Origin of the sequence: Ruminococcus sp. NK3A76 (assembly GCF_000686125.1) — a bacterium.
Classification (GTDB): domain Bacteria; phylum Bacillota; class Clostridia; order Oscillospirales; family Ruminococcaceae; genus NK3A76.
In genome coordinates this window covers 3004373-3027615 of the sequence record NZ_JMMA01000002.1, presented here as the reverse complement: position 1 = coordinate 3027615, position 23243 = coordinate 3004373, and the positions used below count along the sequence as shown (strand labels likewise).

The window sequence follows — 23243 nt, the reverse complement described above, 5'->3', positions numbered from 1 at the left end:
CTCAAAAAAAGTTTGCGGGTCTGGGCGGAGCCCAGCAGGGTGTGGGGCTGGCCCCACATCGGCGGAGCCGACTTGGGCGGCGAACAAAGTAAAGAAACACTATACACTTTGAGCCGCAAAGCCCCATACGGAACGAATATGTTCGCCGCCCTCCACCGCAAACAGGGAGAGTGCCGTAGGCACCGACCGCCTTTGCGGCAAGACGAAGCCGAATGGCGAGGCATACCGTAGGAAAGCGAGAGCGTACCCTTGAAGGTAAGCCCCCCTGAATTGCCAACTTTCACCGGCTGCCCACCGCTCCGGGGGCAAGGCCTCGCCGTTCGGCATCGGCTCATTGCCGCCTGCGGCGGCCGCCGCAAAAGCGTCGCCTGCCTTCGGCACGGCTCCTGTTTGCGGCATTTGGGCGGCGAACAATGTTCGTTCCGGAAAGGGTGTTGAGGCTCGAAGTGTGGAGCGGTTTTTTTACGTTGTTCGCCGCCCGGTCGGCTCCGCCGATATGGAGCTCTGCTCCAAACCACGCAAGGGCTCTGCCCTTGACCCGCAACCTTTTTTTGAGGAAAAAAGGTTGACAAAAAACCTTTTTGCCCTTTGTTCCTTATCACTCTGTTCTTTTCCTCTTCATTTTCACAACACAAAAACCCGAAGGCGTATAACCTTCGGGCTTAATTGTTATATATTGTTTATATTTTATGCAGCTTCCTTTTCGTCCTCGCTGGACTCATCTGCATTCTCGTCAGCTGTCTCTGCTGTCTCGTCTTTATCGCTATCCTCTGCTGCTGCCTTTGCAGGCTTTACAACGTAGTTGTGGTAAAGGTACTCTGTGTCAAGAACAGCCTGCGCCTGTGTGAGAGCCTTCGCTGTGACTGCTATGTATGTCTTGCCGTCATATTCAAGGTAGGAAGCAAGAAGTGTGCCTGCTTCGTCTGTATAGCCGGTCTTGCCGCCGCCGATCTCAAAGTCGGGGTCTTTGCCGAATTCGTAGATATTCTTGAACACGAAGCTCTGTATCTCTATGCCGTCGGGGTGCAGCTTTGTCTTGCCTGTTGTGTATTTCTCTGTGGAAATTATCTTCTTGCAGGTCTTGTTCTCGATAACTGCCTTCATAAGTGCTGCCATATCAAGGCAGGAGGATATATGGTTCTTATCGTGAAGACCGCTTGCGTTCATAAAGTGTGTCGATTCAAGGCCTAATTCCTCGGCTCTCCTGTTCATGAGAGTTGCAAAGTCCTTCTCTGTGCCTGAAACGGTGATAGCAAGTGCTGTTGTAGCATCTGCGCCGCTGCACAGTATCGAGCCGTAAAGCAGATCCTTTATTGTGACCTTCTCGCCGTTCTCAAAGCCGACACGGGAAGCGTCCTGCTCGATGAGCGGTTCGATTATCTTGTTTGTGAACTTGAATGTGCCCTTGATATCGTCGATATTCTCAGCAGCCACGAGAAGTGTCATCAGCTTTGTAAGGGAAGCGGGGTAGATCTTCTTATCATACCCTGTGCCGGCGATTATCTGATTTGTGTCAGCGTCTATGAGCACGCAGTATTTACTGTCTATCTTCTTTGCGTTTACTTCCTTGTAGTCGTCGCTGAGTGTAGGAAGCAGGCTCTCAGGCTCCGGCTCGGGCTCAGGCTCTGCTGCTGAGTCGTCGATAGCATCTGAGCTGTCGTCAGTCTTGGAGGAGGAATCGTTGGTGGTTATCTTTACCGCCTCCATACTTGTAGACTTACCTATGCTGCCGTTGTCCACGACGACCAGCACGGCCGTTCCCACAGCAAGGATAAGTATGACGAGCATGAGCGCTATCACGCCTGCACCGCCCTTATGGTTCATAGTGATCTTTCGCATAGTCATTCATTCTCCTTTATTTTACCAAGCTCAACCGCTTGTCGGTATTCGGAAATAGTGTTATAGCAATACTGCAATATATCACGTCTTGTCACGATGCCGCTCAAGACATTTCGGTCATCTATGACAGGCACGAAGTTCTGCTCCATTGAAAGGAGTATCAGCTCGTCCATTCCTGATGTGATATACACCGGCTTGTTCTTACCCTTGATCTCTATATCTGTAATAGGTATTCTTTCAAGCTCTCGCAGGTCGAGTATATCATTTGTCAGCATAAAGCGGAGTATATCGCCCTCTGTCACGGTCGTTATATACTCGCCTTTTTTGTTTATCACGGGTATAGCTGTATAGCCGTGATTCTTGAGCCTTTCAAGCACCTGCCTTACCGACTGGTCGGTATATGCGTAATCAAGCAGTGCCTTAGGCTTCAGGAGAGAAAGCATATTCATTTGGCCTTACCCCCCGTCTGTAGATAAGCCCCACAAAGTCGTTGTAGCTTATCCGCTTAAAGCTCTCATAGGTCATTCCGTTCGACACGAGGTTCTGTTCGGTGATGCCGAACTTTTTGCACTGGTCAGTGCAGTAGGTCTGCCTGTCTGCCGATGAGAATGCCGAGAAATCGGTCAGTGTTGTTGTAAATGTCGGCTCAAATATACGCTCATCTCCGACACTTGAAGAAAGCTCGGTGATAGTTCTTGTCTCAACGTAGTCATCGTCGCCTTCTACAGAGTAGGTGGTGGTATAGCGTTTGAGCGAGCCGTTTTTCTTATCGAAATAGAAGTCAAACACGGTGATGTATGTATCGCCCATATATGTGTATTCCTCAGCGACCTCATTGTCCTTAGGCTTTATATGAGATGCGGTCTGTTCGAGGTTTTCCTTTACCACGCTCTCTATAACGTCGGGCATAAACAAGCCCTCATCGGTATAGGAGTATGTCAGGTAGTCAAATTCATATATGTTGCTGCCGAGCGAGAGAAAGCCTCTCTTGCCCTGCTCGGTCTCCTGCGACTGAAACACCTTGCTGCCGCTCTTGTAGCGCTCTATCTTTACCTCCTGCGGAAGGTCGTTGGCTTCAAGGGTGAGCTTATAGGTATATTTTTCGCCGGTGAGTATATCATATGCTGCACGCAGCTTGTCTCCGATATTATCCTTCTCGGGAGTTTCGTCCTTGCTGTCGGGCACCGAGACATCGGCCTCGACAGGCGGCTTTACAGTTGAGCGTGTAGTTTCTGTCTGTGAGCTGCTGCTGCCTTTGCTGCACGAAGCGAGTGACAGTGCGAGCACCGCCGCTAACGTGAGCGCTGTTTTCTTTATATCAAACATAAATGTCAATATTCCTCTCAAAATGGCACAAAGACCCGTCATAAAAGGTACTAAAATCAATTATACAATATTTTGTACGCTTTGTCAAGTAAATACAGACGAAAAGATGAAAGATGCAAGATTTTGTGCAGTCCTACATCTTTTCTGTCTTAAATTTGTTACTATTTACTGCTGCGGATATATCAGAACAGGCCGGTGATATTGCCCTCGTTGTCGCAGTCGATATTGAATGCGGCAGGCACCTTGGGAAGGCCTGGCATCGTCATGATATCGCCTGTATACACAACTATAAAGCCTGCACCTGATGATAAGCGCATATCCCTTACAGTTATCTTGAAGCCCTCAGGCTTGCCGAGCTTGGCCGGGTCATCAGAGAGCGAATACTGTGTCTTTGCAACGCATATCGGCACATCTGTCCTGCCGAGAGCCTCTATCTCCTTAAGAGCCTTTTCAGCCTGAGCGGTGTATACCACGCCGTCAGCACGGTATATCTCTCTTGCAAGAGTTTCTATCTTTTCCTTTACGGGGAGCTTTTCGTCATAGAGGGGCTTATACTGCGAGGGCTTGTTCTCTATCGTGGAAACGACCTTCTCTGCTAAGTCTGTGCCGCCTTCGCCGCCCTTTGCGAATATCTCAGCGAGAGAGACCTCTACGCCCATCTCGCCGCATACTCTCTTGACAACTGCTATCTCAGCATCTGTATCGGAAGCGAAGCGGTTTATCGCAACGACTACCGGCACGCCGAATTTCTGCATATTCTCGATGTGTGTCTTAAGGTTCACGATGCCCTTTTCAAGAGCCTCGACATTCTCGGCTGTAAGCTCTGTCTTGGGAATGCCGCCGTTATATTTGAGCGCACGGATAGTTGCAACGAGCACTACGCATGAGGGCTTTAACCCTGCAAAGCGGCACTTGATGTCAAAGAACTTCTCAGCGCCGAGGTCAGAGCCGAAGCCTGCCTCTGTGATAACGAAATCTGCGAGCTTAAGTGCGAGCTTGGTGGCTCTTACCGAGTTGCAGCCGTGAGCGATATTTGCAAACGGGCCGCCGTGGATAAGCGCCGGGTTATTTTCAAGCGTCTGAACGAGGTTAGGCTTTAATGCGTCACGCAGCAGAGCTGTCATAGCGCCGCAGCAGCCTAAGTCCTTGGCATAGACGGGCTTGTTGTCATATGTGTAGGCTACAAGTATACGCTCAAGTCTTGCCTTAAGGTCTGCAAGGTCAGAGGATAAGCAGAGTATAGCCATTATCTCGGAAGCAACGGTTATCTGGAAGCCGTCCTCTCTCGGGATACCGTTTACCTTGGAGCCGAGGCCTACGATGACCTCACGCAGAGCTCTGTCGTTCATATCAAGGCATCTCTTGAAGAGTATGCGTCTCTGGTCGATATTCAGGGGGTTGCCCTGGTGCATCGAGTTGTCAGCGATAGCGCAGAGCAGGTTGTTTGCAGCAGTTATAGCGTGCATATCGCCTGTGAAGTGAAGGTTTATATCCTCCATAGGCACTACCTGAGCATAGCCGCCGCCTGCTGCGCCGCCCTTGATGCCGAACACAGGACCCAGCGAGGGCTCACGCAGAGCAAGGATAGCCTTTTTGCCTATCTTTGACATACTTTCCTCTAAACCTACCGAGATAGTCGTCTTGCCCTCACCGGCAGGTGTGGGGTTTATAGCTGTGACGAGTATGAGCTTGCCGTCGGGCTTGTCCTTGGTCTTTGTATAAAGGCTCTCGGAGAGCTTTGCCTTATAGTGGCCGTAGGGCTCATAGTCTTCCTCGGAGATGCCGAGCTTGGCAGCTATCTCGCCTATTCTTTTCATTTTTGCCTGCTGTGCTATTTCGATATCGCTTAACATAATATCCCGCCCCTTTTAGATAAAGATATAGAGGTAAGAGAAAAGACTCTCACCCGTTTTGTAAAAACAAATTTCCAACCTATATTATACCACATATTTACCCGAAGGTCAATTATAAAATGTGACAAATAGTTGAAAATAAGCCATGTTATTATGTATGCAGGGCATAGAAAGAGCCCTGTGCATCAAGCACAGAGCCCTTATTACTTTTATTTGACTAAAATGCAACAGAAAGTGACTGATTACTCAGCAGCTTCTTCTGTGCCCTCAGCGTCTTCAGCACCTTCCTCAGTGCCCTCTGCGCCTTCTTCTGTGCCCTCAGCACCTTCCTCAGTGCCCTCAGCACCTTCCTCAGTGCCCTCAGCAGCTTCGCCTTCCTCAAAAGCAGTTGTGAGGTCTACGGATGTGTTAGCAACATAGATAGCGCCCTTGTACTCTTCAGACTCAGGCATCTCGTTTGTGAGTACCTTAGTGCCGTCATTTTCCTCGAGCTCGAACTCACTGGAAACGTTGTTGATGTTTGTGATGATCTTCTTGCCCTCGATTGTGTATGTACCAACGAGCTTGCCCATGCCGACCTGTACGCACATAGCCTTGCCGTCAGCGCTGAATGCATATGTTACCATCTGTGACTCAGGCTCAACACCGAGCTCTGCTGCATAGTCAGCGATCTGTACGATAGTACCGTCTTCCTTTGCGAGCATACCGAGTGTCCAAGCGTTAGCTGTAAGAGCTGCTGTGTCAACTTCGCCGTCAGCTGCGGGAGTCTCTGCCTCGGAGCTTGCATCGTCTGCTGTGCTCTCTGCTGTGCTCTCTGCTGCCGAGCTCTCTTCTGCTGCGCTGCTGCTCTCTGCTGCCGAGCTTGCTGCTGCGGAGCTGGAAGCTGCTGCCTTGCTGCTGGATGAGCTGTCATCACCGCAAGCTGTCATAGACATCATCATAGCGATAGCCATAGCGAGAACTGCGGAAACTCTGAACATTTTCTTCATAGTAAATTCCTCCTAAACAATTTGGTGCATAATAAAATATGAATCTGCTTTAACGTTTGATATTTTACCATTTTTTTAACAAAATGTCAAGGAATTTTTCCTGTGTGAAAATAAATTTCTTACGACCTGACATAATTTACAATACAAAAGTCTATTCTTTGTGTAAAATCACAACAAAAATAAGCACAGCAAGCTCGTGTTAACTAAATGTTAATAATCTCACCTTTAGATAGCGTTGACAAAACGCCTTAATATATGATATAATTCATATACAAAATAAGCTGATGATGCTTATAGAAGAGGAGGATATTATTATGGCAAAGTTTGTATGTTCAGTATGCGGTTACGTTTTTGAGGGTGAGGCTGCTCCCGAGCAGTGCCCTGTATGTAAGGCTCCGGCATCGAAATTCAACAAGATGGACGAGGAAGCAGGCATGACATGGGCTTCCGAGCACGTTGTAGGTATAGCGTCTGACGTTCCCGAGGATATAAAGAAGGATCTTCGTTCCAACTTTGAGGGCGAGTGCTCTGAGGTAGGTATGTATCTTGCTATGGCAAGAGTAGCTTACAGAGAGGGCTATCCCGAGGTTGGTATGTACTACGAGAAGGCAGCTTTTGAGGAGGCAGATCACGCTGCAAGATTCGCAGAGCTGTTAGGCGAGGTGCTTACCGACAGCACAAAGAAGAATCTCCAGATGCGTGTTGACGCTGAGAACGGCGCAACAAACGGCAAGACCGATCTTGCTAAGAGAGCAAAGGCTCTCAACCTCGACGCTATCCACGACACAGTTCACGAGATGGCAAGAGACGAAGCAAGACACGGCAAGGCTTTCAAGGGTCTGCTCGACAGATACTTCGGCTGATAAGTTTAAAACGGCTGTCCGCAGGGATAGCCGTTTTTTGCTTGACAAATGTTGATAAATAGGGTATAATAAATACATACTATTCACATAGGTAAATATGAAAAAGGTGGTGGGGCAGTGAAGATATCTACAAAGGGCAGGTATGCCTTAAGGCTTATGTATGATATGGCGGTAAATGACACAGGCAGCGCTATGCCTCTTAAGGATGTGGCGCATAGGCAGAATATCTCGGTCAAGTATCTTGAACAGATAGTCATTTTGCTTAACCGTGCAGGCTATGTAAAGAGCGTGCGTGGTGCGCAGGGCGGCTACAGGCTCGCTCATGAGCCGGAGTTTTACACGGTGGGCATGATACTTCGCCTTACCGAGGGCAGCATGGCTCCTGTTTCCTGCCTTGACGACGAGACGAACCAGTGCCCGAGAGCGACCGAGTGCCCGACGCTTTTTGTGTGGGAAAAGCTCAACGACGCAGTCAAGGGCGTTATCGACACGATAACCCTGCGTGACATAATCGAGCACAACATGGAAAAGACGATAGACTATACGATATGATAATACAAAACGGCACCCGGGCTTAAGGTGCCGTTTTTCTTTTATCTCAGATCGTCGTTTCTGATAAGCAGATAGGTGACTATAGCGAATATCACTTCAAGTACAAGACCCATGATAACAAATATAACTGCTATCTTTGTGTGGTGATATGTCACAAGGGTCTTTAACTCCTCGGCAACGTCGATATCTGTTATCGTGATTATCAGCCATGCCAGAGCGCAGCAGGAAAAGGTGAACAGGACAGATATAGGGCCTTCCTTTGCGACGCCCCACTTGAAGTCAACAAGCGACAGGAATGACATATAGCAGCTGAACACAAAGCACAGACCCGCCACTGCAACAGGAGCGAAGATGTCGGACTGCTTTGTGAAAAAAACTGCAAGGTCTTCGAGGTGAATGCTTTTTAACAGATATTCAGACCAGCCGAGCCTTATAGATATCTCTCCCAGCGCTGTTACAAGGCCGCCTGCTATAAGACACAGCAGGGGAGTTTCGATAAACCTTGCGGCAATGAGCTCCTTTTTGGTTATTGGCAGAGCGCCGTAAAGGTTGCCGTAGCCGCTTTTCTCGCCTGTAATGAATACCCCGTGATAAAAGTTTCCGAACATCATCATATATATTATAATGCCAAACTGCGGCCCCATTATCAGAAACGGCAGAGGCAGAAGCGTGCTTACCAGGACGCTTGTCTTGCTGCTGACTGTGATATGGTCGAGCTTTATGATGTTTACTATGTTTTTCATTCCTTGTCACCCCTTGCTATGTAGACGAGCATATCGTCAAGTGTTATTCTGTCAAATTCTATGCTTTTGGGTAAGTCCGCCGCCTTGTCAGCTTCAAGCATTGCATCAAAGCCTGCCGGGTAGCTGCGTATGCCTATGCAGTCTTTCTTTTTATCCTCGGGCAGGTCGTTTATGTCGCCCTTGATGATGACGTATTTTTCAAGCAGCTCGTCCTTGAGCCCTGTGTACCAGACCTTTCCGCCCTGCATGACGGTTATGTAATCGGCGACCTTTTCAACATCTGCGGTGATGTGCGTTGAAAAGAGCACGCCCCTGTTCTCGTCCTGAATGAAATCGTAGAGTATTTCAAGCAGCTCGTCTCTTGCCACAGGGTCAAGACCGCTGGTGGGCTCATCAAGTATCAGCAGCTCTGCGCCGTGCGAGAGGGCAACGGCTATCATGAACTTCATCTTCATGCCCTTTGAGAAGTCGCCGACCTGTTTGTTGTCGGGCAGCGAGAATTCCTTAAGGCGCTTAAAGAAGCCCTCCTTGTCCCAGCTGTCGTAAAAGCCGCAGAGCTGGCGCTCTATCTGTTTTGCGTTAAGATGCCCTGCAAAATACAGGCTGTCAAACACCACGCCGGTGCGGTTTTTTATCTGCTTTGCGTCTGCAACGCTGTCAAGCCCCAGCACGCTTATCCTGCCGCTGTTTATGTGCGTCATGTTGAGTACCGAACGTATAGTCGTCGTCTTGCCCGAGCCGTTTTGCCCGACAAAGCCCATGATATATCCCCTCGGGAACGAAAAGCTGACATCTTTGAGCTCAAAGCCCCTGTATCTGTAAAATATTATCCAATGTCTACCCCTCCAGAAATGCCTTGAGCGCATCTGTTATCTCGTCATCGGTCAAGCCTGCGCTGCGGCCGCTCTCCACGGCTGTTTCAAGTGCTGTTTCCATAGCCGAGAGCATTCTCTCACGCAGCAGCTCGTTGTTGCGCCCTGCAACGAAATAGCCCTTTCCTGCGACAGAGACGATAAACCCCTCCTCGCAGAGGTCGTTATACACCCTTGTTGTCGTGATAACGCTTATTTTAAGGTCTCTTGCAAGCGCCCTTATGCTCGGCAGCTGCTCGCCCTCCGGCATCACGCCTTCAAGTATCTGCGCCCTTAACTGCTCCTCTATCTGCTCGTAGATAGGGGCATCAGAGCTGTTTTTGAGTATTATTTTCATAGTCAGACCGGCCTTTCTGCATATACTGTATATCTTAAGATATATACAGTATAACACACCCTTACCCTTTTGTCAATAGGGGGAGAAAAATTTTTTCTCGGGGTATCATATATTTTATAAAAGTGCTTGAAATAATGCTGAACGTATGATATAATATGAGTACCTTAAGGCAACACCGCACAACCACCGGCGGATACCTTTGCACGCCATCCACTTGCAAATTTTCCGTCATATTACCCAAATTTACCTTGAAATACGTTAGTATTCCTGCGGTAAATTTAGCCAATCTGACGAAAAATTTGACTGCGTGTCTGACGTACAATGGTTGTGCGGTGTTGCCTTAATGAAATATAACAGGAGGAACAGATAATGGCAGATGAAAAAAACCAGGCAGCAGAGAAAAGCGAGAAGAAACCCTTTTTAAGTGAGAATGCTATCGAGGTGCTCGTAGCGATATTCCTCGGTGTGACAGCTCTGCTCACAGCATGGGCTTCGTGGATAGGCTCGCTTCACGGCGGCAACCAGGCGACAAACTACACCAAGAGCAACAACCTCGCAGCAGAGGGCAACTCGGTGTACAACTCAGGCTTTCAGGACAACATCACAGACGAGCTGGTATGGAGCACCTACAACGAATACTGCTACGAGCTCGATATAGCAAATGCAAAAGGCGAGACAGAGACCGCTGAGATACTTGAAGAAAAGATCGACAACTACATAGCTGAGAACGGTTCTGAGAACCTTCAGAACGCATTTGACGAGATGGACAAGAACCCCGGCAAGTATCAGTCGCCATTTGACGTTCCGGGAATGGTAGACAACTACTATGCAGATGCAAACGACCTTCTTGACGAGTCTCAGAAGCTGCTCGAAGAAGGCCAGAAGGACAACGCAAACGGCGATGCTTACAACCTTGTAAATGTCATCTACTCGGTAGTGCTGTTCCTGCTTGGTATTGTCGGTGTATTCAAGCGCCTGCCCAACAGAACGGCTGTGCTGTTCATCGGCGTGGTCGGACTTGTGCTGACAACAGTTTATATGCTGACTATCCCGATGCCGACAGGCTTCTCGCTCAGCAGCTTCTTCAATCACTGATATAGCGGCTGCGGATAAATAAAAAAGCAACAGAGGTACACGCCCTGAAATAGGCGGTGCCTCTGTTTTTGTTATGCTATGCGGATATACGAGCGTAATACGGCCGTATCGTTTCGTATTACGAAACGATACTGATAAGGATAATGAAAAGGATATAGATAATGATAATGTAAAGGAAGAAGACAAGGAAAAAGAAAAGGACAATGATAATGATAACGGTAATGAAGAAGAAAAGGGAAGTCTTCTTTGTCTTCTTCGTCGTCTTTTAGTGAATGACGAACAAAAAGGAAATTTTATTTTTTGGTCTTAGCAGTTTTCAGTGAAGCAATAAGTATTCTCTTTAGTTCAAGACAATCATCAAGCATAGATTCTCCGTGCTTTTTTTCTATGTACTCGGATAATATCAGAAGCCTGAGCCAGTATTCTGTTTCGGCAGTTTCCTTAAGTGAGATCTGCAGTTTGGAAATAAAGTCCGCATTGCTGATACCGTAAACTGCTTCGTTTGCGTTTGCTCCGATAGATGTACCGCTTCTGACGATCTGTTTCGATATAACAGTCTCGTGCTTTTCTTTTATCAGGTACTGATTGAGTTTTACTATTCTTGCGGCAAAAATGAGCGATTTTTCAAGCAAGGGATTGTTATATATCATCTGATGAGCTCTCCTTTTTTGAAGAATAAAGAATAAATAATAAAGAATAAAGAATAATACAACAGCGCCCGGCACATTTCTTTATTCACTATTCTTTATTCTTTTTTATTTATTATTTTAGCCCCATAGCTAATGCTATGGGGCGCTGTTGGTCGGGGCGACAGGACTTGAACCTGCGGCATCTTGGTCCCAAACCAAGCACTCTACCAAGCTGAGTTACGCCCCGGGGTATTCATAACTTTATTATTATACTATACTTTTTCTGCTTTGTCAAGTGCAAAACAGCCCTTTTATCACCCTTTGCGATAGTGCAATGTATATTATGTAACATCAAAATATAGTCCGCTTTTTGTCGTGTATATACTATATATGCCGCTTTTTAGAAAAAAATCATTAAAAAAGGTTGATTTTTGCGTTTAACTGTGATAGAATATTATTATGCAGAAATATATGACTTTATAAACTTAATCGTTTGAGAAAGGATGGATATATAAATGGAGACAAAAGTATGTCCGCACTGCGGAAAAGAGATACAGAAGGAGGCTATACTCTGCAAGTACTGCCACTCGCTGCTCGTTGACCAGAGCGAGGAGGAAGAAGATGCAGCTGCCAAGGGCGATACTATCATCTTCAAGAAGGCAGAGCCTTCAAAGAGTGAGGAATATGCACGCAGCGTAGATCTCGGTGATGATGATGACGATGATGTAGAGGAAGAGCCTGAGAGAATAGAGAGAAGAGCTCCCGCACCTTCACGCCGCCGCATCGAGGAAGATGACGATGATGAATATGATTACGACGACGAAGACGATGACGAAGATGACGACGATAAGAAGCGCCTTTACATAATGGTGCTCGTTATCGCAGTAGGTATCATTGTCGTGGCTATAGTTTGCCTTGCTGTTGCTACAAAGCTGTTTGGCAACAACAATGACTCCGGCAAGATAACAGTCAAGAACACAGCGGCTGCTACAGCAGCTTCTGAGGAGCCGGCTGATTCGGCAAGCGTAGACGATGACGACGAAGAGCCCGATGTGACAAAGGCTACAAACGACGACGGCACACCTGCTACGACAACTACAACAGGCGTTCTTAAGGAAGATGATACTACTACCACAACAACTACCGACGAGAACGGCAACACAGATACTACTACCACCACGTCCGCTGCCGACGATGAGACAACTACTACGACCACCACCAACGAAGACGGTGAGACAGAGACTACAACTACATCTGAAGCACCTTCCGCTGACGAGTCGGCTGTAAGATCGGCAGTTGCAGGTCAGGTCGAGGGCGACATCACCACTATGGAGATGTGGAGCGAGAACGAGACCTACGCATGGTACAATGTATACACAGCTGAGCACGGCTACAGCGTTGCATACAACAAGGAGACCGGCGAGACTAAGGTAGACCAGCACTGGTAAAATATGCGCAGGCGCTTTTCAAAGCGCCTGCTAAAAGAATAAAGAAGAAAGAATAAATAAGAAATAAAAATAGAGGTATCGACCTGCGGCCGATGATATTTAAATCATCGGCGTAGCCGATACCTTTTTATTCATTATTCTTTTTTTATATTCTTTCTTATTTTATACGATCGTCTTCCCGGCCTTTTCCATAATATCACAAAGCGAGCGCAGGTCGCTAAGAGGGTCATTGGATTCGAGCGAGTGGTTGGTGCCGGGGTAGATGTGCAGGGGTACAGAGTGCTCGCTGCAAAGACGCTCTATGTCGGCGGTGGCTGCCCAGGGGTCGGCTGTGCCGTGAAAGGCGGTAAAGCCCTTTGTGTCATGCCCGAAGGTGAAAACAAGAGGTGTGAAAAGTATACCTCCGGCGGAGATGTTATGCAGCTGCCGGTATTCAAGGCAGGCGGCTGTGCCTATGCTCTTGCCTATGAATATTATGCGCCCGTAATCTTCAAACCTAACGCCTTCAAGCTGCTGCTCGCTTTGCGAGAGTGCGTGTGAGGCAGCAAGGCGCATCTTCTCGTCGTTGCCTTTGGCGCCGTCGGGGAAGCCCGAGTATTTCAGCGCTATGACATCATAGCCCCTCGCCCTTGCGAGCTTGCCGCTGTAGTAGAGAAGCGGCTTGTCGCAGTGATAGCCTATGCCCGGGAAAAGAACACACAGCTTTTTCATGAGTTTCCCTCCTTCGGGCGGCGCTTTACCACCGTGTCAGTCTCGCTTGTGAGCACGAGGAAGCCGGAGGAGTTGAAAATATCTATCCTGACAGTGAAGATGCCGTTGTAGGGGTTGCGCTCACGCTTTTGTATCACCTCGGCAGTGCCTGAGAGCACATCTCCTGCAAACACCGGCGCTTTGAAATCGAGCCGCATTGACAGCCCTGCAAGCGTCTGCTCGCCGCCAAAGTCCTGCACGACATACTCAGCCCACATGAGCGCAAAGGTATAAAGCCCTGATGATGTGAGCCTGCCTGCACGGGCAGCTTTGGCGTATTCCTCGTCGGTGTGTATCGGCACGGGGTTATATTGCCTTGCAAATGATATCATATCGTCCTTATCCACCGTCACCGGGGCAAGGGTGAGCCTGTCGCCTGTGCTTATATCCTCGTAATACATTATCCCTTGAGCCCTCTTGCCTGCCTGTCCATATCCTCGACGACGATATCGTATATCTCGCCCAAGGAAGCGCAGTATTCGAGTATCTTCCAGGGCTCGTTGGTGTGGAAGTGCAGCTTTGTCGTGTCATCGTCTGTCACAACGAGCAGGCTGTCGCCTGTGAAGTGGTCGGTGATGTAGTCAAACAGCTCGTCCTCGTCAATGCCCTCAGCTTCGAGCAGCAGCTGTGTGTCGTAGCGGAATTCTATCATATCGTTTCCCTGCTTTCATAATGTTTTTTGTATTCTGCGAGCCAGTCGGGAAGTACGGCGCATTTGGGTATTATGCCGCCGTTTCTGTACTCGGCTGCCTCGGAAAATCCGTTCTCGTTGTCAAAGAACTTGACCTCATTGCAGTATGGCAGCACCCTGTCAAGGTCTTCAAAGCGCTTTTCATAACGCCTTTGCACGTCCTCTGCGGGGATATCATGGCCGCCCTTTCTGACCCTGTTTGCGATACGTTCAAGGCTTTCATTACAGGAGCTTACGCCTATATAATAGAGCTTGATGTAATAGCCGAGCTCCTTGGCTTTCTTTATCGTTTTAAGGGTCTTTACGCCTGAGAGCGTAGTTTCCTGAGTGAAATTCACGCCGCTGTCAAGGCAGCTGTTTATCAGGGCGACTGCTTCCTTGCCGCCTTTCATTCTGTCACCGCCGTGTTTAAGGTTGAGCTTATCAGTATCGACGATCATGCCAAGCTCGGTAGTCTCGGCAGACAGAAGACCTGAAAGGCTGCTTTTGCCGACACCGTTGATGCCGCCTATTATGGTATATATCTTCAAAAGTCAAACACCTCATTTATTCTTTGATTACGCCCCCCTGCCTATCACACGGCAGAGGGGCGGTATATCAGTCTTTTCTTACAGCCTTGCGCTTTATCTTTTCGTCGTACATATTCCTGTCGGCGAGCTTCTGTATCTCGTCAAGGTCATATTCTTCGTCCTTGGGAACTATCGCATAGCCGCAGGAGCAGCCTACCTTGTAGGGCTTGTTGCTTATTGCGTTGTATTCTTCAAGGTTGTGGTAAACGTCCTTGATAGACGCTTTGAGCTCCTTCTCGTCGTCAAATGCCGATATTACGAGGAACTCGTCGCCGCCTGTCCTTACGCATATACTGCCCACCGGGAAGCACCTGATAAGTGCCGAGGAGCTTCTGATGATGGCATTGTCGCCCTCCTCGTGGCCGAAGTTGTCGTTGACCTTTTTTAGGCCGTCAACGTCAGCGCAGATAAGCACAGGGATCTTGCCCTCGCTGATAGCTTTCTCGATGTAGGGCTTTTCAAACTTGTTGAGCCCTCGTCTGTTGTAAAGGCCTGTGAGCGGGTCACGCAGATAGAGCTTCTGCAGCTCGCCGATAGCCTCGGAGAGCTCGTTGTTCATGTAGAAGGAGCCGGCGTTGTTTGATATTGCTACCAGCCACGCCGAGAACATCTCGCCTTCAAGACCGCCCTCTGGCGGAACAACGGCAACATAGCCCAGGAAGTTCTTCTTGAAATAGAGCGGCGCAAAGAGGTAATTCACCGGAGCGTCCTCATCGTCAAATCCGCCTGGGATAAGGTCCTTCGTGTCAAACTCTGTGCCGTCCTCGATATCGTGGCCGTGCTTGAACATCGAGACCATTCTGTCAGGTATCTGCCAGGGGTTTTTCTCGTCTATGTCAACAAGGTCCTGCTTGTGCTGGATGTCTATGTTGATGCAGACATACAGCTTCTTGAACTGGAACAGCCTGCAGCCCTCGGTCATAGGCTCATAGAGCTCCTCGGCGTTCTTGATGTTCGAGAACTCTGAGTTCATATAAAGGATATATCTGTTGAACTGCTTGAAGCGGTTGATGACCTCGTACTTTTCCTCGTATGTCTCTTCCTTGCGGGGCATAAAGGGCACACAGCCGCATGATTCGCCCTTGACGAGCACCGATTCAACAGAGGTGTCATACTCGACCTTCTCGCCGTTCATCATTCTTGTGAGCTTGTCGATAGCTACGATACCGGATTCGTATATAGCACGCCTTGCGGTGGTGAGCGTAGGCTTGCACTGGGCGCTGTCAAGAGTAGCGTCAAAGCCTGTTACAACGACATCCTCGGGGATACGGTAGCCTGCTTCCTTCAGCGTGTCCATACAGTAGATAGCCATAGTGTCGTTTGCACAGGCTATAGCCTCGGGCAATTCTCCACGAGCTATTATGTTCTTTGTACATACGATAGCACGTCTCCAGAACTCGCCGTAATGTATCCTGTGCTCCTCGATCGGTATGCCGTGCTCGGTGAGCACCTTCTTGTATGCGGCAAGTCTTTCATCGGACTGCGGATTGTTCTTGAAGCCGTTGATAAAGTCTATCTTAGTGAAGCCGTGATCTTCGACAAGGTGTCTGATAACGCCTTCCATGGCATTTTCGTTTGAGAGGGTTATCTTCTCGCAGACATCGAACATCGGGTCGTCGATATCGACCATAGGAATGCCCCTCTTCTTAGCCTCGGCGGCTATCTCGCCGAGCATATCGGGCGAGAGCATCGACTCACCGAAAACTATGATACCGTCGATAAGGTCATAGTTTATAAGTCTCAGCACCTGCATCTCACCGTTTATGATATCCTCGGGGATAACAAGGTCGAGATTGAGCTCCGGCTTTCTCTGCGAATTAAAAAATGTCAGAAGGTTATAGCCCAGTTCTTTGCAGCGGTCAAGAGCGCCTTTAACTTTCATCATTTCGTTTTGATCGTCGTAGCCAGTGACGCAGACGGCAATAGTCTTACGTTTCATAACATGAGCGACCTCCTTGAGTGGAAATAATTATACACAATATATTATATCATATTAAATACAAAAATGCAATCCTTTTTTTGAAAAAAATATGCTTTTATAGACAAAACATCATATATTTTTACTGATTTTCCTGCATTGAGCCTAAGAGCTCATACAAAAGCGTGTAGAGCTCGCCTGCCTTTTTGCTGTCAAGGCAGACGCATGAGCCTATCTTCCCGGGGATATCCGAAAGGCCGTTATAGAACTCCACGCCCTTCTGAGTAAGGGATATCATAACTATCCTCTCGTCCTCGCTGCTGCGTGAGCGTGTGATATAGCCTTCCTTTTCGAGCTTTTTGAGCAGGGGAGAGAGGGTGCCGTTATCGAGCATCAGCTTTGAGCCTATCTCGCTCACCTTCATCTCGCCGCACTCGCCCAGCACAAGGAACACCAGATACTGTGTATAGGTTATACCCAGCGGCTTCAGGTGAGGGGTGTATTTGTTTACTATCTGTCTTGACGCTGCATACAGCGGAAAGCACAGCTGATTTTCAAGTCTGAGCTGCTCGCAGACGTTGGGCTTTATGTTATCCATAAGGTGCAGGCTCCTTTCATCTGATGATGTATCCGATTAAATTATATCTTATCAAACAAAATTTGTCAAGCCATGTTATGTGTGCTTTTTGTAAACAATGGTTTATATGCCTAAAAATGAATATTCTGTTTGTATAATATGCGTATTGAGAAATATAGTTAAAAATGTTATAATAGATGTATACTATTTTACAATGGGGAAATTATGACTTATTGGAATAATATCCTATTTTGAAGGAGCTTTTTGAAGGAGGAAATTTGATGAAAAGATTCATATCAGGCATGGCTGCGGCGGCTATGCTTGCAGCAAGTGTGGGGGCAGAGCTCCCGGGCATAAGCAGTCCTGTGCAGGTGATGACGGCACGGGCGGACGGCTTTGAACCATATAAAGTATACGATGATTTTGAGTGTGATGTGAAAAACGGTGAGGTCAAAATAGTTGGCTATCGGGGAAATGCGTCCAATCTTATTATCCCGTCTACGTTGGGAGGATATCCCGTAAAGGCAATAGAGAAGTATGTCTTTTCAGCCAACCAGTCGCTTACAAGTGTAAGTTTATCCAGTACGATAACAACTTTAGGCGTGGATGTATTCTCGAACTGTACAAATCTCAGGAGTGTTACTCTGCCGAGTAATCTTGAAGAAATCCCGGAAGGAATGTTTGCTAACTGTACATCCCTTACAACTATCAACATACCGGACAGCGTTGTGAATATAGGGTCAAATGCGTTCTATAATTGCAGTTCACTCACATCGTTTACCTTCCCGTCGTCTCTGTCATCGATAGGTTCAGGAGCCTTTATGGGCTGCACTGGTATTAAGACAATGACTATAGCCCAAAAAGTCGAAATTGGCGAAAAAGGTAAGGCATTAGGTTTTGCTTCGGAAGAGGATCTGATCGATGGTTTCAAGCTCAAGTGCTATTCTGGTTCGTCGGCTGCGAAATACGCTGCAAGTAACTCGGTTCCATACACTCTTATCGATGCAACAGCTGTAAGCATATCCGGTGCATCTGTTACAGCGGCACAGTGTACATACAATGGCAAAGAACAGACACCTGCACTCACAGTTACATTAAACGGCAAGACGCTCACCAGCGGTGCTGATTATTTGGCCAAGTATTCAAACAATACAAATGTCGGTACAGGTACTGTCACCCTGACAGGCAACGGCGCATACACCGGCACGAAGACTGCTAACTTCACGATATCAAAGGAAAATCTTTCAAATGCGGCTATAGGTGGCATTAATTCCTCGTATACATATACCGGCTCGGCTATACAGCCTGTTCCCTCGGTCGTGTACAACCGCAAGAAGGTCGATACCTCTGATTATACAGTATCATATTCAAACAACACTAATGTCGGCACTGCGACTGTGACAGTCACTGCCACAAGTTCAGGCAACTTCACAGGCTCGTTGAGCAAGACATTCCAGATCACAGGCAGCTCGTCCACTACTACCAACATAAGCGGTGCGACAATTAACGGCGTGAATTCAAGCTATACCTACACCGGTTCTGCCATAAAGCCTGTACCGACTTCTGTAACACTCAGCGGAAAGACACTTGTTTCCGGCACTGATTATACAGTTTCTTATTCAAACAACACAAATGTCGGCACAGCTACCCTCACTGTAAACGGTAAGGGCAATTACACCGGCTCAAAGAGCATTAATTTCAACATCACGAGCAGCTCGTCTACAACTACCAACATAAGCGGTGCGACAATTAACGGCGTGAATTCAAGCTACACCTATACAGGCTCGGCAATAAAGCCTGTTCCGACTTCTGTAACACTCAGCGGAAAGACACTTGTTTCCGGCACGGATTATACAGTTTCTTATTCAAACAACACAAATGTTGGCACTGCGACCCTTATCGTGACCGGCAAGGGCAATTACACCGGCTCAAAGAGCATTAATTTCAGCATCACGAGCAGCTCATCGTCAGGCACGAGCATTACCAATGCAACAGTTGCAGCCATAAGCAGCAAGGTGTATACAGGATATTCATACTCCCCGGCACCTACAGTCACATTAAACGGCAAGACGCTCACAGCCAACTCTGACTACACACTTGCTTACGCTAACAACATAAACGCAGGTACAGCGACTATCACTATCACCGGCAAGGGCAGCTACACAGGCACAAAGACTGTAAACTACACCATAACACCCGCAAACTTCAGCAACACATCTGTTTCTATGGTAAAGAGCGTGGTGTACACGGGCTCGGCGCTGACACCTGCACCTACAGTGACATTCAGCGGCTCGACACTCAAATCAGGCACTGACTACACGGTGGCCTACACAAGCAACACAAATGTCGGCACGGCAACAGCCACAATTACCGGCAAGGGTAATTTCACCGGCACAAAAAGCACGACATTCTCTATCACCGCAGCAAGCCTTAGCAGTGCGACTATTTCAGGTATAAGCGCAAACTACACCTACACAGGCTCTGCAATAAAGCCTGTGCCTACAGTAGTATGCAGCGGCAAGACGCTCAAATCGGGAACTGACTACACGGTTTCCTACTCAAATAACACAAATGTAGGTACTGCTACCCTCACTGTAACAGGTAAGGGCAACTACACAGGCTCGGCAAAGACGACATTCACTATTACCAAGAATGCACTCGTGAACCTGAGCAGTGCGACAATAACCGGCGTTAATTCAAGCTACACATACACAGGCTCGGCAATAAAGCCTGTGCCTACAGTAGTATGCAGCGGCAAGACGCTCAAATCGGGGACTGACTACACGGTTTCCTACTCAAATAACACAAATGTAGGTACTGCTACTCTCACTGTAACAGGTACAGGAAACTACACCGGCTCAAAGAGCGTTAGCTTTACTATCGCAAAGGCAACAGTGAACATCAGCAGCGCATCTGTATCCGGCGTAAATTCAAGCTATACATACACAGGCTCGGCAATAAAGCCTGTGCCTACAGTAGTATGCAGCGGCAAGACGCTCAAATCGGGAACTGACTACACGGTTTCCTACTCAAATAACACAAATGTAGGTACTGCTACCATAACTATCACAGGTATTGGCAGCTATACAGGCTCAAAGAGCGTGACATTCAGCATAACAAGCGCTCCGTCCACAATTGTTAACATGAGCAGCACGGCAGTTTCAGGGCTCAGCACGACCTACACCTACACCGGTGCTGCACAGACCCCTGCACCGACAGTTACCTACAACGGCAAGACGCTCAAAGCAGGCACAGACTACACTGTTGCGTATGCAAACAATGTAAATGTAGGCACAGTTACCATGACACTGACAGGCAAGGGCAACTATACCGGCACAAAGACGATAACTTTCAAAATAACTGCTGCAAACATGAGCAGCACGGCTGTATCAAATGTCAGCACGAGCTATACATACACAGGCTCGGCTATCAAGCCGACACCTACCGTTAAGTACGGCAGCACAACGCTTAAATCGGGAACTGATTATACAGTTTCTTATACAAATAACGTAAACGTGGGTACTGCTACCTTAACAGTGACCGGCAAGGGCAATTACACAGGCACCAAGAGCGTGACATTCAGCATAACAAAGAATGCTCTGCCCGATGTAAGCAATGCAACGGTTTCAGCTATAAGCAGCAAGGTATACACAGGCTATTCTTACTCGCCTGCTCCTACCGTGACACTGAACGGCAAGACGCTCACTGCCGGCACTGACTACACGCTGACCTATTCTAACAACGTAAACGCAGGCACGGCGACTGTAGCTATCACCGGCAAGGGCAATTACACGGGCATCAAGAAAGTCAACTACACGATAACTCCTGCAAGCATGAGCAACACTTCTATGTCGTTATTAAAGAGCACGGCATACACAGGCTCGGCGCTGACACCTGCACCGACAGTGACATTCAGCGGCTCGACACTTAAGTCCGGCACGGATTACACAGTTACTTACTCAAACAACACAAACGCAGGTACAGCGACAGTTACTGTTACCGGCAAGGGCAACTTTACCGGCACAAAGAGCATGACATTCACCATAACCACAGTTGCTATGAGCAGTGGAGCAGTTTCGGGGCTCAACACCACATACACCTACACAGGTGCTGCACAGACCCCTGCACCGACAGTTACCTACAGCGGCAAGACGCTCAAGGCCGGCACTGACTACACAGTGACATACAAGAACAACACAAATGTCGGCACAGTGACCATGACTATCACCGGCAAGGGCAACTTTACCGGCTCAAAGGTCATAACCTTCAAGATAACCGCAGCAAACATGAGCAGCACAGCCGTATCAAATGTAAACACGACCTATGCATACACAGGCTCGGCAATAAAGCCTGCGCCTACAGTCAAGTTCGGCGGCAAGACGCTCACTTTGGGCACTGATTACACAGTTTCCTACTCGAACAACACAAACGCCGGCACAGCTACAATGACACTGACAGGCAAGGGCAACTTCACAGGAACAAAGTCCATAACCTTCAAGATAGTCAAGAGCGACGGCAAGAAGCTCTCCGGCGATGTCAACGGCGACGGCGTGGTTGACCTTAAGGACGGTCTGATGCTCCAGCAGTATCTTGCAGGCTGGAAGGTCGGCATAAACACGACAAATGCTGACGTTACCGGCGACGGTGTAGTCGATCTTAAGGACGGCTTACTGTTAAAGCAGAAGCTTTCGGGCTGGAAGGTCACACTTAAATAGTATACTATAATATTATTAATATAAGGAGGAGATATAATATGAAAAAAAGCTTTGGCAGAAAGTTAGTTGCTTTCATGCTCGTTGGGCTGCTCTCATTCGGCGCTCTGCCGGAGGAGGCGCTTAACAAAATGTTCGGAGGCACGGTGGCAGGGATACTGTCGATAGTGCCGCAGAGCTTCCGGCTTGATGCTTGTGCAAGCGATGGTGGTGGCTGCAGCATTGATAATCAGGGCGGCGACCAAGGACAGGGCCATGAGGAACATGAAGAAGACCCCGACGAAACCGATCTCGACGAAGGCTGCACAAAGCACACATGGTACAAGACCGAATACAAATGGAGCGATGACTACTCGACATTAACAGGTGTCAAGACCTGCACAAACTGCGGCGCTCAGTATTCCGAGACAGTAGATGCTCACATCGATGAGGAAGCATCAACTCCTGCTACCTGCGAGGAGCCGGGAGTAAACGTATATGTGTCTGACGAGTTCGAGATAAAGACCTTCGAGCAGCAGACAGTGGAAGTCGAGGTGCCGGCTCTCGGCCACGACTGGGGCGAGCCGACATACGAATGGTCGGAAGACTACAAGACCGTGACTGCAACAAGAGTCTGCAAAAACAACGAGGAGCACAAGCAGACAGAGACAGTAAACGCAACAGTTGATGAGGAAGCATCAACAGCTGCGACAGGCGACAAGCCCGGAGTTACTGTATATGTTTCCGAGAAATTCAAGAACACTGACTTCAAGGTGCAGACAAAGGAAGTCGAGACTGAGGAGCAGGCTCCCGACGGGGAGAAGACGCTCACCGGCGACCTTAACCTCGACGGCAAGGTCGATCTTAAGGACGGCTTGCTTATGAAGCAGTATCTTGCACAGTGGCCGGTTAAGATATATCTTCCCAACGCTGATCTAAACGGCGACAAGCTGGTTGATCTTAAGGACGGCATACTTATGCAGCAGTATCTCGCCGAATGGCCTGTCACGTTTGTATAATGCCCGGCTGACAATGATATGCAAATGAATATGACCGATCTGCTCTTTTATAGGGCGGGTCGGTCATTTGTTTGTCTGTAATTCGAGAAGTGTTTTTATGCGCTCGTCTACACGCAGCTTGTTTTTATCATTCAGGGCGTTGTAGAGGGTAAAAACATCATTATCGTTGTATTCCGGGGTCTCACGCCCGAGTATATAATCAACGCTGACGTTGCAGCAGTTTGCAACATCTATCAGGTAGTTTATCGGCGCTTTGACCTCGCCGCTCTCATACCGGCTGACCTCCTGCTGAGATATGCCTATCAGTGCAGCAAGCTCAGACTGGGTATATTTACTTTTTCTTACTTTTACAAGGTTTGGATACAAGTATAAATTATTTTGCACAAAGCACACCTCCTGAATTTGTTTATTGATACAAACTTATTATACAACATATTAGATGTATTGACAAACAGCGTATATGATGTTATAATTATAGTATA

At 48.0% G+C, this 23243-nt stretch carries 22 protein-coding genes and 1 tRNA gene; 6 read left to right on the top strand and 17 right to left on the bottom strand.

The window, feature by feature from the left end:
• Positions 1–687: 687 nt before the first annotated feature.
• The 5 genes from CD05_RS18850 to CD05_RS20060 form a co-directional block, all read right to left on the bottom strand.
• Positions 688–1845, bottom strand: coding sequence for a serine hydrolase (locus CD05_RS18850; protein ID WP_051589042.1), 1158 nt, complete (start codon positions 1843–1845; stop codon positions 688–690).
• Positions 1842–2288, bottom strand: coding sequence for a CBS domain-containing protein (locus CD05_RS0114020; RefSeq protein WP_028511006.1), 447 nt, complete (start codon positions 2286–2288; stop codon positions 1842–1844). The genes CD05_RS18850 and CD05_RS0114020 overlap by 4 nt, the downstream gene beginning before the upstream one ends.
• Positions 2260–3165 carry a hypothetical protein gene (locus CD05_RS20065; RefSeq protein WP_028511005.1) on the bottom strand — a complete coding sequence of 302 codons (906 nt, stop codon included), beginning with the start codon at positions 3163–3165 and terminating at the stop codon, positions 2260–2262. Before CD05_RS20065 ends, CD05_RS0114020 begins: the two co-directional genes overlap by 29 nt.
• A 182-nt stretch (positions 3166–3347) precedes the next feature.
• The gene (locus CD05_RS0114010) at positions 3348–5018 is read right to left on the bottom strand and encodes a formate--tetrahydrofolate ligase (protein ID WP_028511004.1); all 1671 of its coding nucleotides are present in this window, start codon (positions 5016–5018) and stop codon (positions 3348–3350) included.
• Between the two features lie 242 nt (positions 5019–5260).
• Complete coding sequence (locus tag CD05_RS20060) at positions 5261–6007, bottom strand: hypothetical protein (RefSeq protein WP_051589041.1); 747 nt, start codon at positions 6005–6007, stop codon at positions 5261–5263.
• Positions 6008–6321: 314 nt separating this feature from the next.
• On the opposite strand from CD05_RS20060, the gene CD05_RS0114000 reads away from it, so the two are divergent.
• Both CD05_RS0114000 and CD05_RS0113995 read left to right on the top strand, forming a co-directional pair.
• A complete protein-coding gene (locus CD05_RS0114000) occupies positions 6322–6870 on the top strand; it encodes an NADH peroxidase (RefSeq protein WP_028511003.1) in 549 nt (182 codons plus the stop codon).
• A gap of 117 nt (positions 6871–6987) precedes the next feature.
• Positions 6988–7422, top strand: a complete 435-nt coding sequence (locus CD05_RS0113995; protein WP_028511002.1) for an Rrf2 family transcriptional regulator — start codon at positions 6988–6990, stop codon at positions 7420–7422.
• 41 nt (positions 7423–7463) lie between these two features.
• On the opposite strand, the gene CD05_RS21190 is transcribed toward CD05_RS0113995, so the two are convergent.
• From CD05_RS21190 to CD05_RS0113980, 3 genes are read right to left on the bottom strand one after another with little or no spacing between them, the layout of a single operon-like run.
• Positions 7464–8165, bottom strand: a complete 702-nt coding sequence (locus CD05_RS21190; RefSeq protein WP_028511001.1) for a hypothetical protein — start codon at positions 8163–8165, stop codon at positions 7464–7466.
• Positions 8162–9031, bottom strand: coding sequence for an ABC transporter ATP-binding protein (locus CD05_RS0113985; protein ID WP_051589040.1), 870 nt, complete (start codon positions 9029–9031; stop codon positions 8162–8164). Before CD05_RS0113985 ends, CD05_RS21190 begins: the two co-directional genes overlap by 4 nt.
• Positions 9003–9374 carry a GntR family transcriptional regulator gene (locus tag CD05_RS0113980; protein ID WP_028510999.1) on the bottom strand — a complete coding sequence of 124 codons (372 nt, stop codon included), beginning with the start codon at positions 9372–9374 and terminating at the stop codon, positions 9003–9005. The genes CD05_RS0113985 and CD05_RS0113980 overlap by 29 nt, the downstream gene beginning before the upstream one ends.
• 369 nt (positions 9375–9743) lie before the next feature.
• Here CD05_RS0113980 and CD05_RS0113975 point away from each other — a divergent pair, with 369 nt between their 5' ends.
• A complete protein-coding gene (locus CD05_RS0113975) occupies positions 9744–10469 on the top strand; it encodes a hypothetical protein (RefSeq protein ID WP_037323039.1) in 726 nt (241 codons plus the stop codon).
• A gap of 293 nt (positions 10470–10762) precedes the next feature.
• Here the strand turns inward: CD05_RS0113975 and CD05_RS0113965 are convergent, their stop codons facing one another.
• Both CD05_RS0113965 and CD05_RS0113960 read right to left on the bottom strand, forming a co-directional pair.
• Positions 10763–11119 carry a four helix bundle protein gene (locus CD05_RS0113965; protein WP_037323038.1) on the bottom strand — a complete coding sequence of 119 codons (357 nt, stop codon included), beginning with the start codon at positions 11117–11119 and terminating at the stop codon, positions 10763–10765.
• 149 nt (positions 11120–11268) lie between these two features.
• A tRNA-Pro gene (locus CD05_RS0113960) sits at positions 11269–11345 on the bottom strand.
• Between the two features lie 268 nt (positions 11346–11613).
• Here CD05_RS0113960 and CD05_RS0113955 point away from each other — a divergent pair.
• Entirely contained in the window at positions 11614–12546 is a 933-nt protein-coding gene (locus CD05_RS0113955; RefSeq protein ID WP_028510995.1) for a zinc ribbon domain-containing protein, read from the top strand.
• A gap of 162 nt (positions 12547–12708) precedes the next feature.
• Here the strand turns inward: CD05_RS0113955 and CD05_RS0113950 are convergent, their stop codons facing one another.
• The 6 genes from CD05_RS0113950 to CD05_RS0113925 form a co-directional block, all read right to left on the bottom strand.
• Positions 12709–13257, bottom strand: a complete 549-nt coding sequence (locus CD05_RS0113950; RefSeq protein WP_028510994.1) for an alpha/beta hydrolase — start codon at positions 13255–13257, stop codon at positions 12709–12711.
• The gene (locus CD05_RS0113945; protein ID WP_028510993.1) at positions 13254–13697 is read right to left on the bottom strand and encodes a MaoC/PaaZ C-terminal domain-containing protein; all 444 of its coding nucleotides are present in this window, start codon (positions 13695–13697) and stop codon (positions 13254–13256) included. The genes CD05_RS0113950 and CD05_RS0113945 overlap by 4 nt, the downstream gene beginning before the upstream one ends.
• The gene (locus CD05_RS0113940; protein ID WP_028510992.1) at positions 13697–13948 is read right to left on the bottom strand and encodes a hypothetical protein; all 252 of its coding nucleotides are present in this window, start codon (positions 13946–13948) and stop codon (positions 13697–13699) included. Before CD05_RS0113940 ends, CD05_RS0113945 begins: the two co-directional genes overlap by 1 nt.
• Positions 13945–14517, bottom strand: a complete 573-nt coding sequence (locus CD05_RS0113935) for a zeta toxin family protein (protein WP_028510991.1) — start codon at positions 14515–14517, stop codon at positions 13945–13947. The genes CD05_RS0113940 and CD05_RS0113935 overlap by 4 nt, the downstream gene beginning before the upstream one ends.
• 67 nt (positions 14518–14584) lie before the next feature.
• Positions 14585–16495, bottom strand: a complete 1911-nt coding sequence (locus tag CD05_RS0113930; RefSeq protein ID WP_028510990.1) for a GGDEF domain-containing protein — start codon at positions 16493–16495, stop codon at positions 14585–14587.
• A gap of 121 nt (positions 16496–16616) precedes the next feature.
• On the bottom strand, positions 16617–17072 hold the full coding sequence (locus CD05_RS0113925) for a MarR family transcriptional regulator (RefSeq protein WP_028510989.1): 456 nt from the start codon (positions 17070–17072) through the stop codon (positions 16617–16619).
• A 260-nt stretch (positions 17073–17332) separates the two neighbouring features.
• On the opposite strand from CD05_RS0113925, the gene CD05_RS20055 reads away from it, so the two are divergent.
• Positions 17333–21766: a leucine-rich repeat protein gene (locus CD05_RS20055; RefSeq protein WP_051589039.1), complete on the top strand. Its 4434-nt coding sequence runs from the start codon at positions 17333–17335 to the stop codon at positions 21764–21766.
• Between the two features lie 38 nt (positions 21767–21804).
• Positions 21805–22761, top strand: a complete 957-nt coding sequence (locus tag CD05_RS0113915) for a dockerin type I repeat-containing protein (RefSeq protein WP_028510988.1) — start codon at positions 21805–21807, stop codon at positions 22759–22761.
• A gap of 63 nt (positions 22762–22824) precedes the next feature.
• On the opposite strand, the gene CD05_RS18830 is transcribed toward CD05_RS0113915, so the two are convergent.
• On the bottom strand, positions 22825–23145 hold the full coding sequence (locus CD05_RS18830; protein ID WP_198021599.1) for a helix-turn-helix transcriptional regulator: 321 nt from the start codon (positions 23143–23145) through the stop codon (positions 22825–22827).
• Positions 23146–23243: the final 98 nt, after the last annotated feature.

What these genes read in the sequence shown, in the direction of transcription:
- CD05_RS0113945 (WP_028510993.1), bottom strand. Translation starts at nt 13,697, where the DNA reads ATGTATTACGAGGATATAAGCACAGGCGACAGGCTCACCCTTGCCCCG.
- CD05_RS18850 (WP_051589042.1), bottom strand. Translation starts at nt 1,845, where the DNA reads ATGACTATGCGAAAGATCACTATGAACCATAAGGGCGGTGCAGGCGTG.
- CD05_RS0113980 (WP_028510999.1), bottom strand. Translation starts at nt 9,374, where the DNA reads ATGAAAATAATACTCAAAAACAGCTCTGATGCCCCTATCTACGAGCAG.
- CD05_RS20060 (WP_051589041.1), bottom strand. Translation starts at nt 6,007, where the DNA reads ATGAAGAAAATGTTCAGAGTTTCCGCAGTTCTCGCTATGGCTATCGCT.
- CD05_RS0113915 (WP_028510988.1), top strand. Translation starts at nt 21,805, where the DNA reads ATGAAAAAAAGCTTTGGCAGAAAGTTAGTTGCTTTCATGCTCGTTGGG.
- CD05_RS0113925 (WP_028510989.1), bottom strand. Translation starts at nt 17,072, where the DNA reads ATGGATAACATAAAGCCCAACGTCTGCGAGCAGCTCAGACTTGAAAAT.
- CD05_RS20055 (WP_051589039.1), top strand. Translation starts at nt 17,333, where the DNA reads ATGAAAAGATTCATATCAGGCATGGCTGCGGCGGCTATGCTTGCAGCA.
- CD05_RS21190 (WP_028511001.1), bottom strand. Translation starts at nt 8,165, where the DNA reads ATGAAAAACATAGTAAACATCATAAAGCTCGACCATATCACAGTCAGC.
- CD05_RS0113930 (WP_028510990.1), bottom strand. Translation starts at nt 16,495, where the DNA reads ATGAAACGTAAGACTATTGCCGTCTGCGTCACTGGCTACGACGATCAA.
- CD05_RS0114000 (WP_028511003.1), top strand. Translation starts at nt 6,322, where the DNA reads ATGGCAAAGTTTGTATGTTCAGTATGCGGTTACGTTTTTGAGGGTGAG.
- CD05_RS0113940 (WP_028510992.1), bottom strand. Translation starts at nt 13,948, where the DNA reads ATGATAGAATTCCGCTACGACACACAGCTGCTGCTCGAAGCTGAGGGC.
- CD05_RS0113950 (WP_028510994.1), bottom strand. Translation starts at nt 13,257, where the DNA reads ATGAAAAAGCTGTGTGTTCTTTTCCCGGGCATAGGCTATCACTGCGAC.
- CD05_RS0113965 (WP_037323038.1), bottom strand. Translation starts at nt 11,119, where the DNA reads ATGATATATAACAATCCCTTGCTTGAAAAATCGCTCATTTTTGCCGCA.
- CD05_RS0114010 (WP_028511004.1), bottom strand. Translation starts at nt 5,018, where the DNA reads ATGTTAAGCGATATCGAAATAGCACAGCAGGCAAAAATGAAAAGAATA.
- CD05_RS20065 (WP_028511005.1), bottom strand. Translation starts at nt 3,165, where the DNA reads ATGTTTGATATAAAGAAAACAGCGCTCACGTTAGCGGCGGTGCTCGCA.
- CD05_RS0113955 (WP_028510995.1), top strand. Translation starts at nt 11,614, where the DNA reads ATGGAGACAAAAGTATGTCCGCACTGCGGAAAAGAGATACAGAAGGAG.
- CD05_RS0113985 (WP_051589040.1), bottom strand. Translation starts at nt 9,031, where the DNA reads ATGCGCTCAAGGCATTTCTGGAGGGGTAGACATTGGATAATATTTTAC.
- CD05_RS0113975 (WP_037323039.1), top strand. Translation starts at nt 9,744, where the DNA reads ATGGCAGATGAAAAAAACCAGGCAGCAGAGAAAAGCGAGAAGAAACCC.
- CD05_RS0114020 (WP_028511006.1), bottom strand. Translation starts at nt 2,288, where the DNA reads ATGAATATGCTTTCTCTCCTGAAGCCTAAGGCACTGCTTGATTACGCA.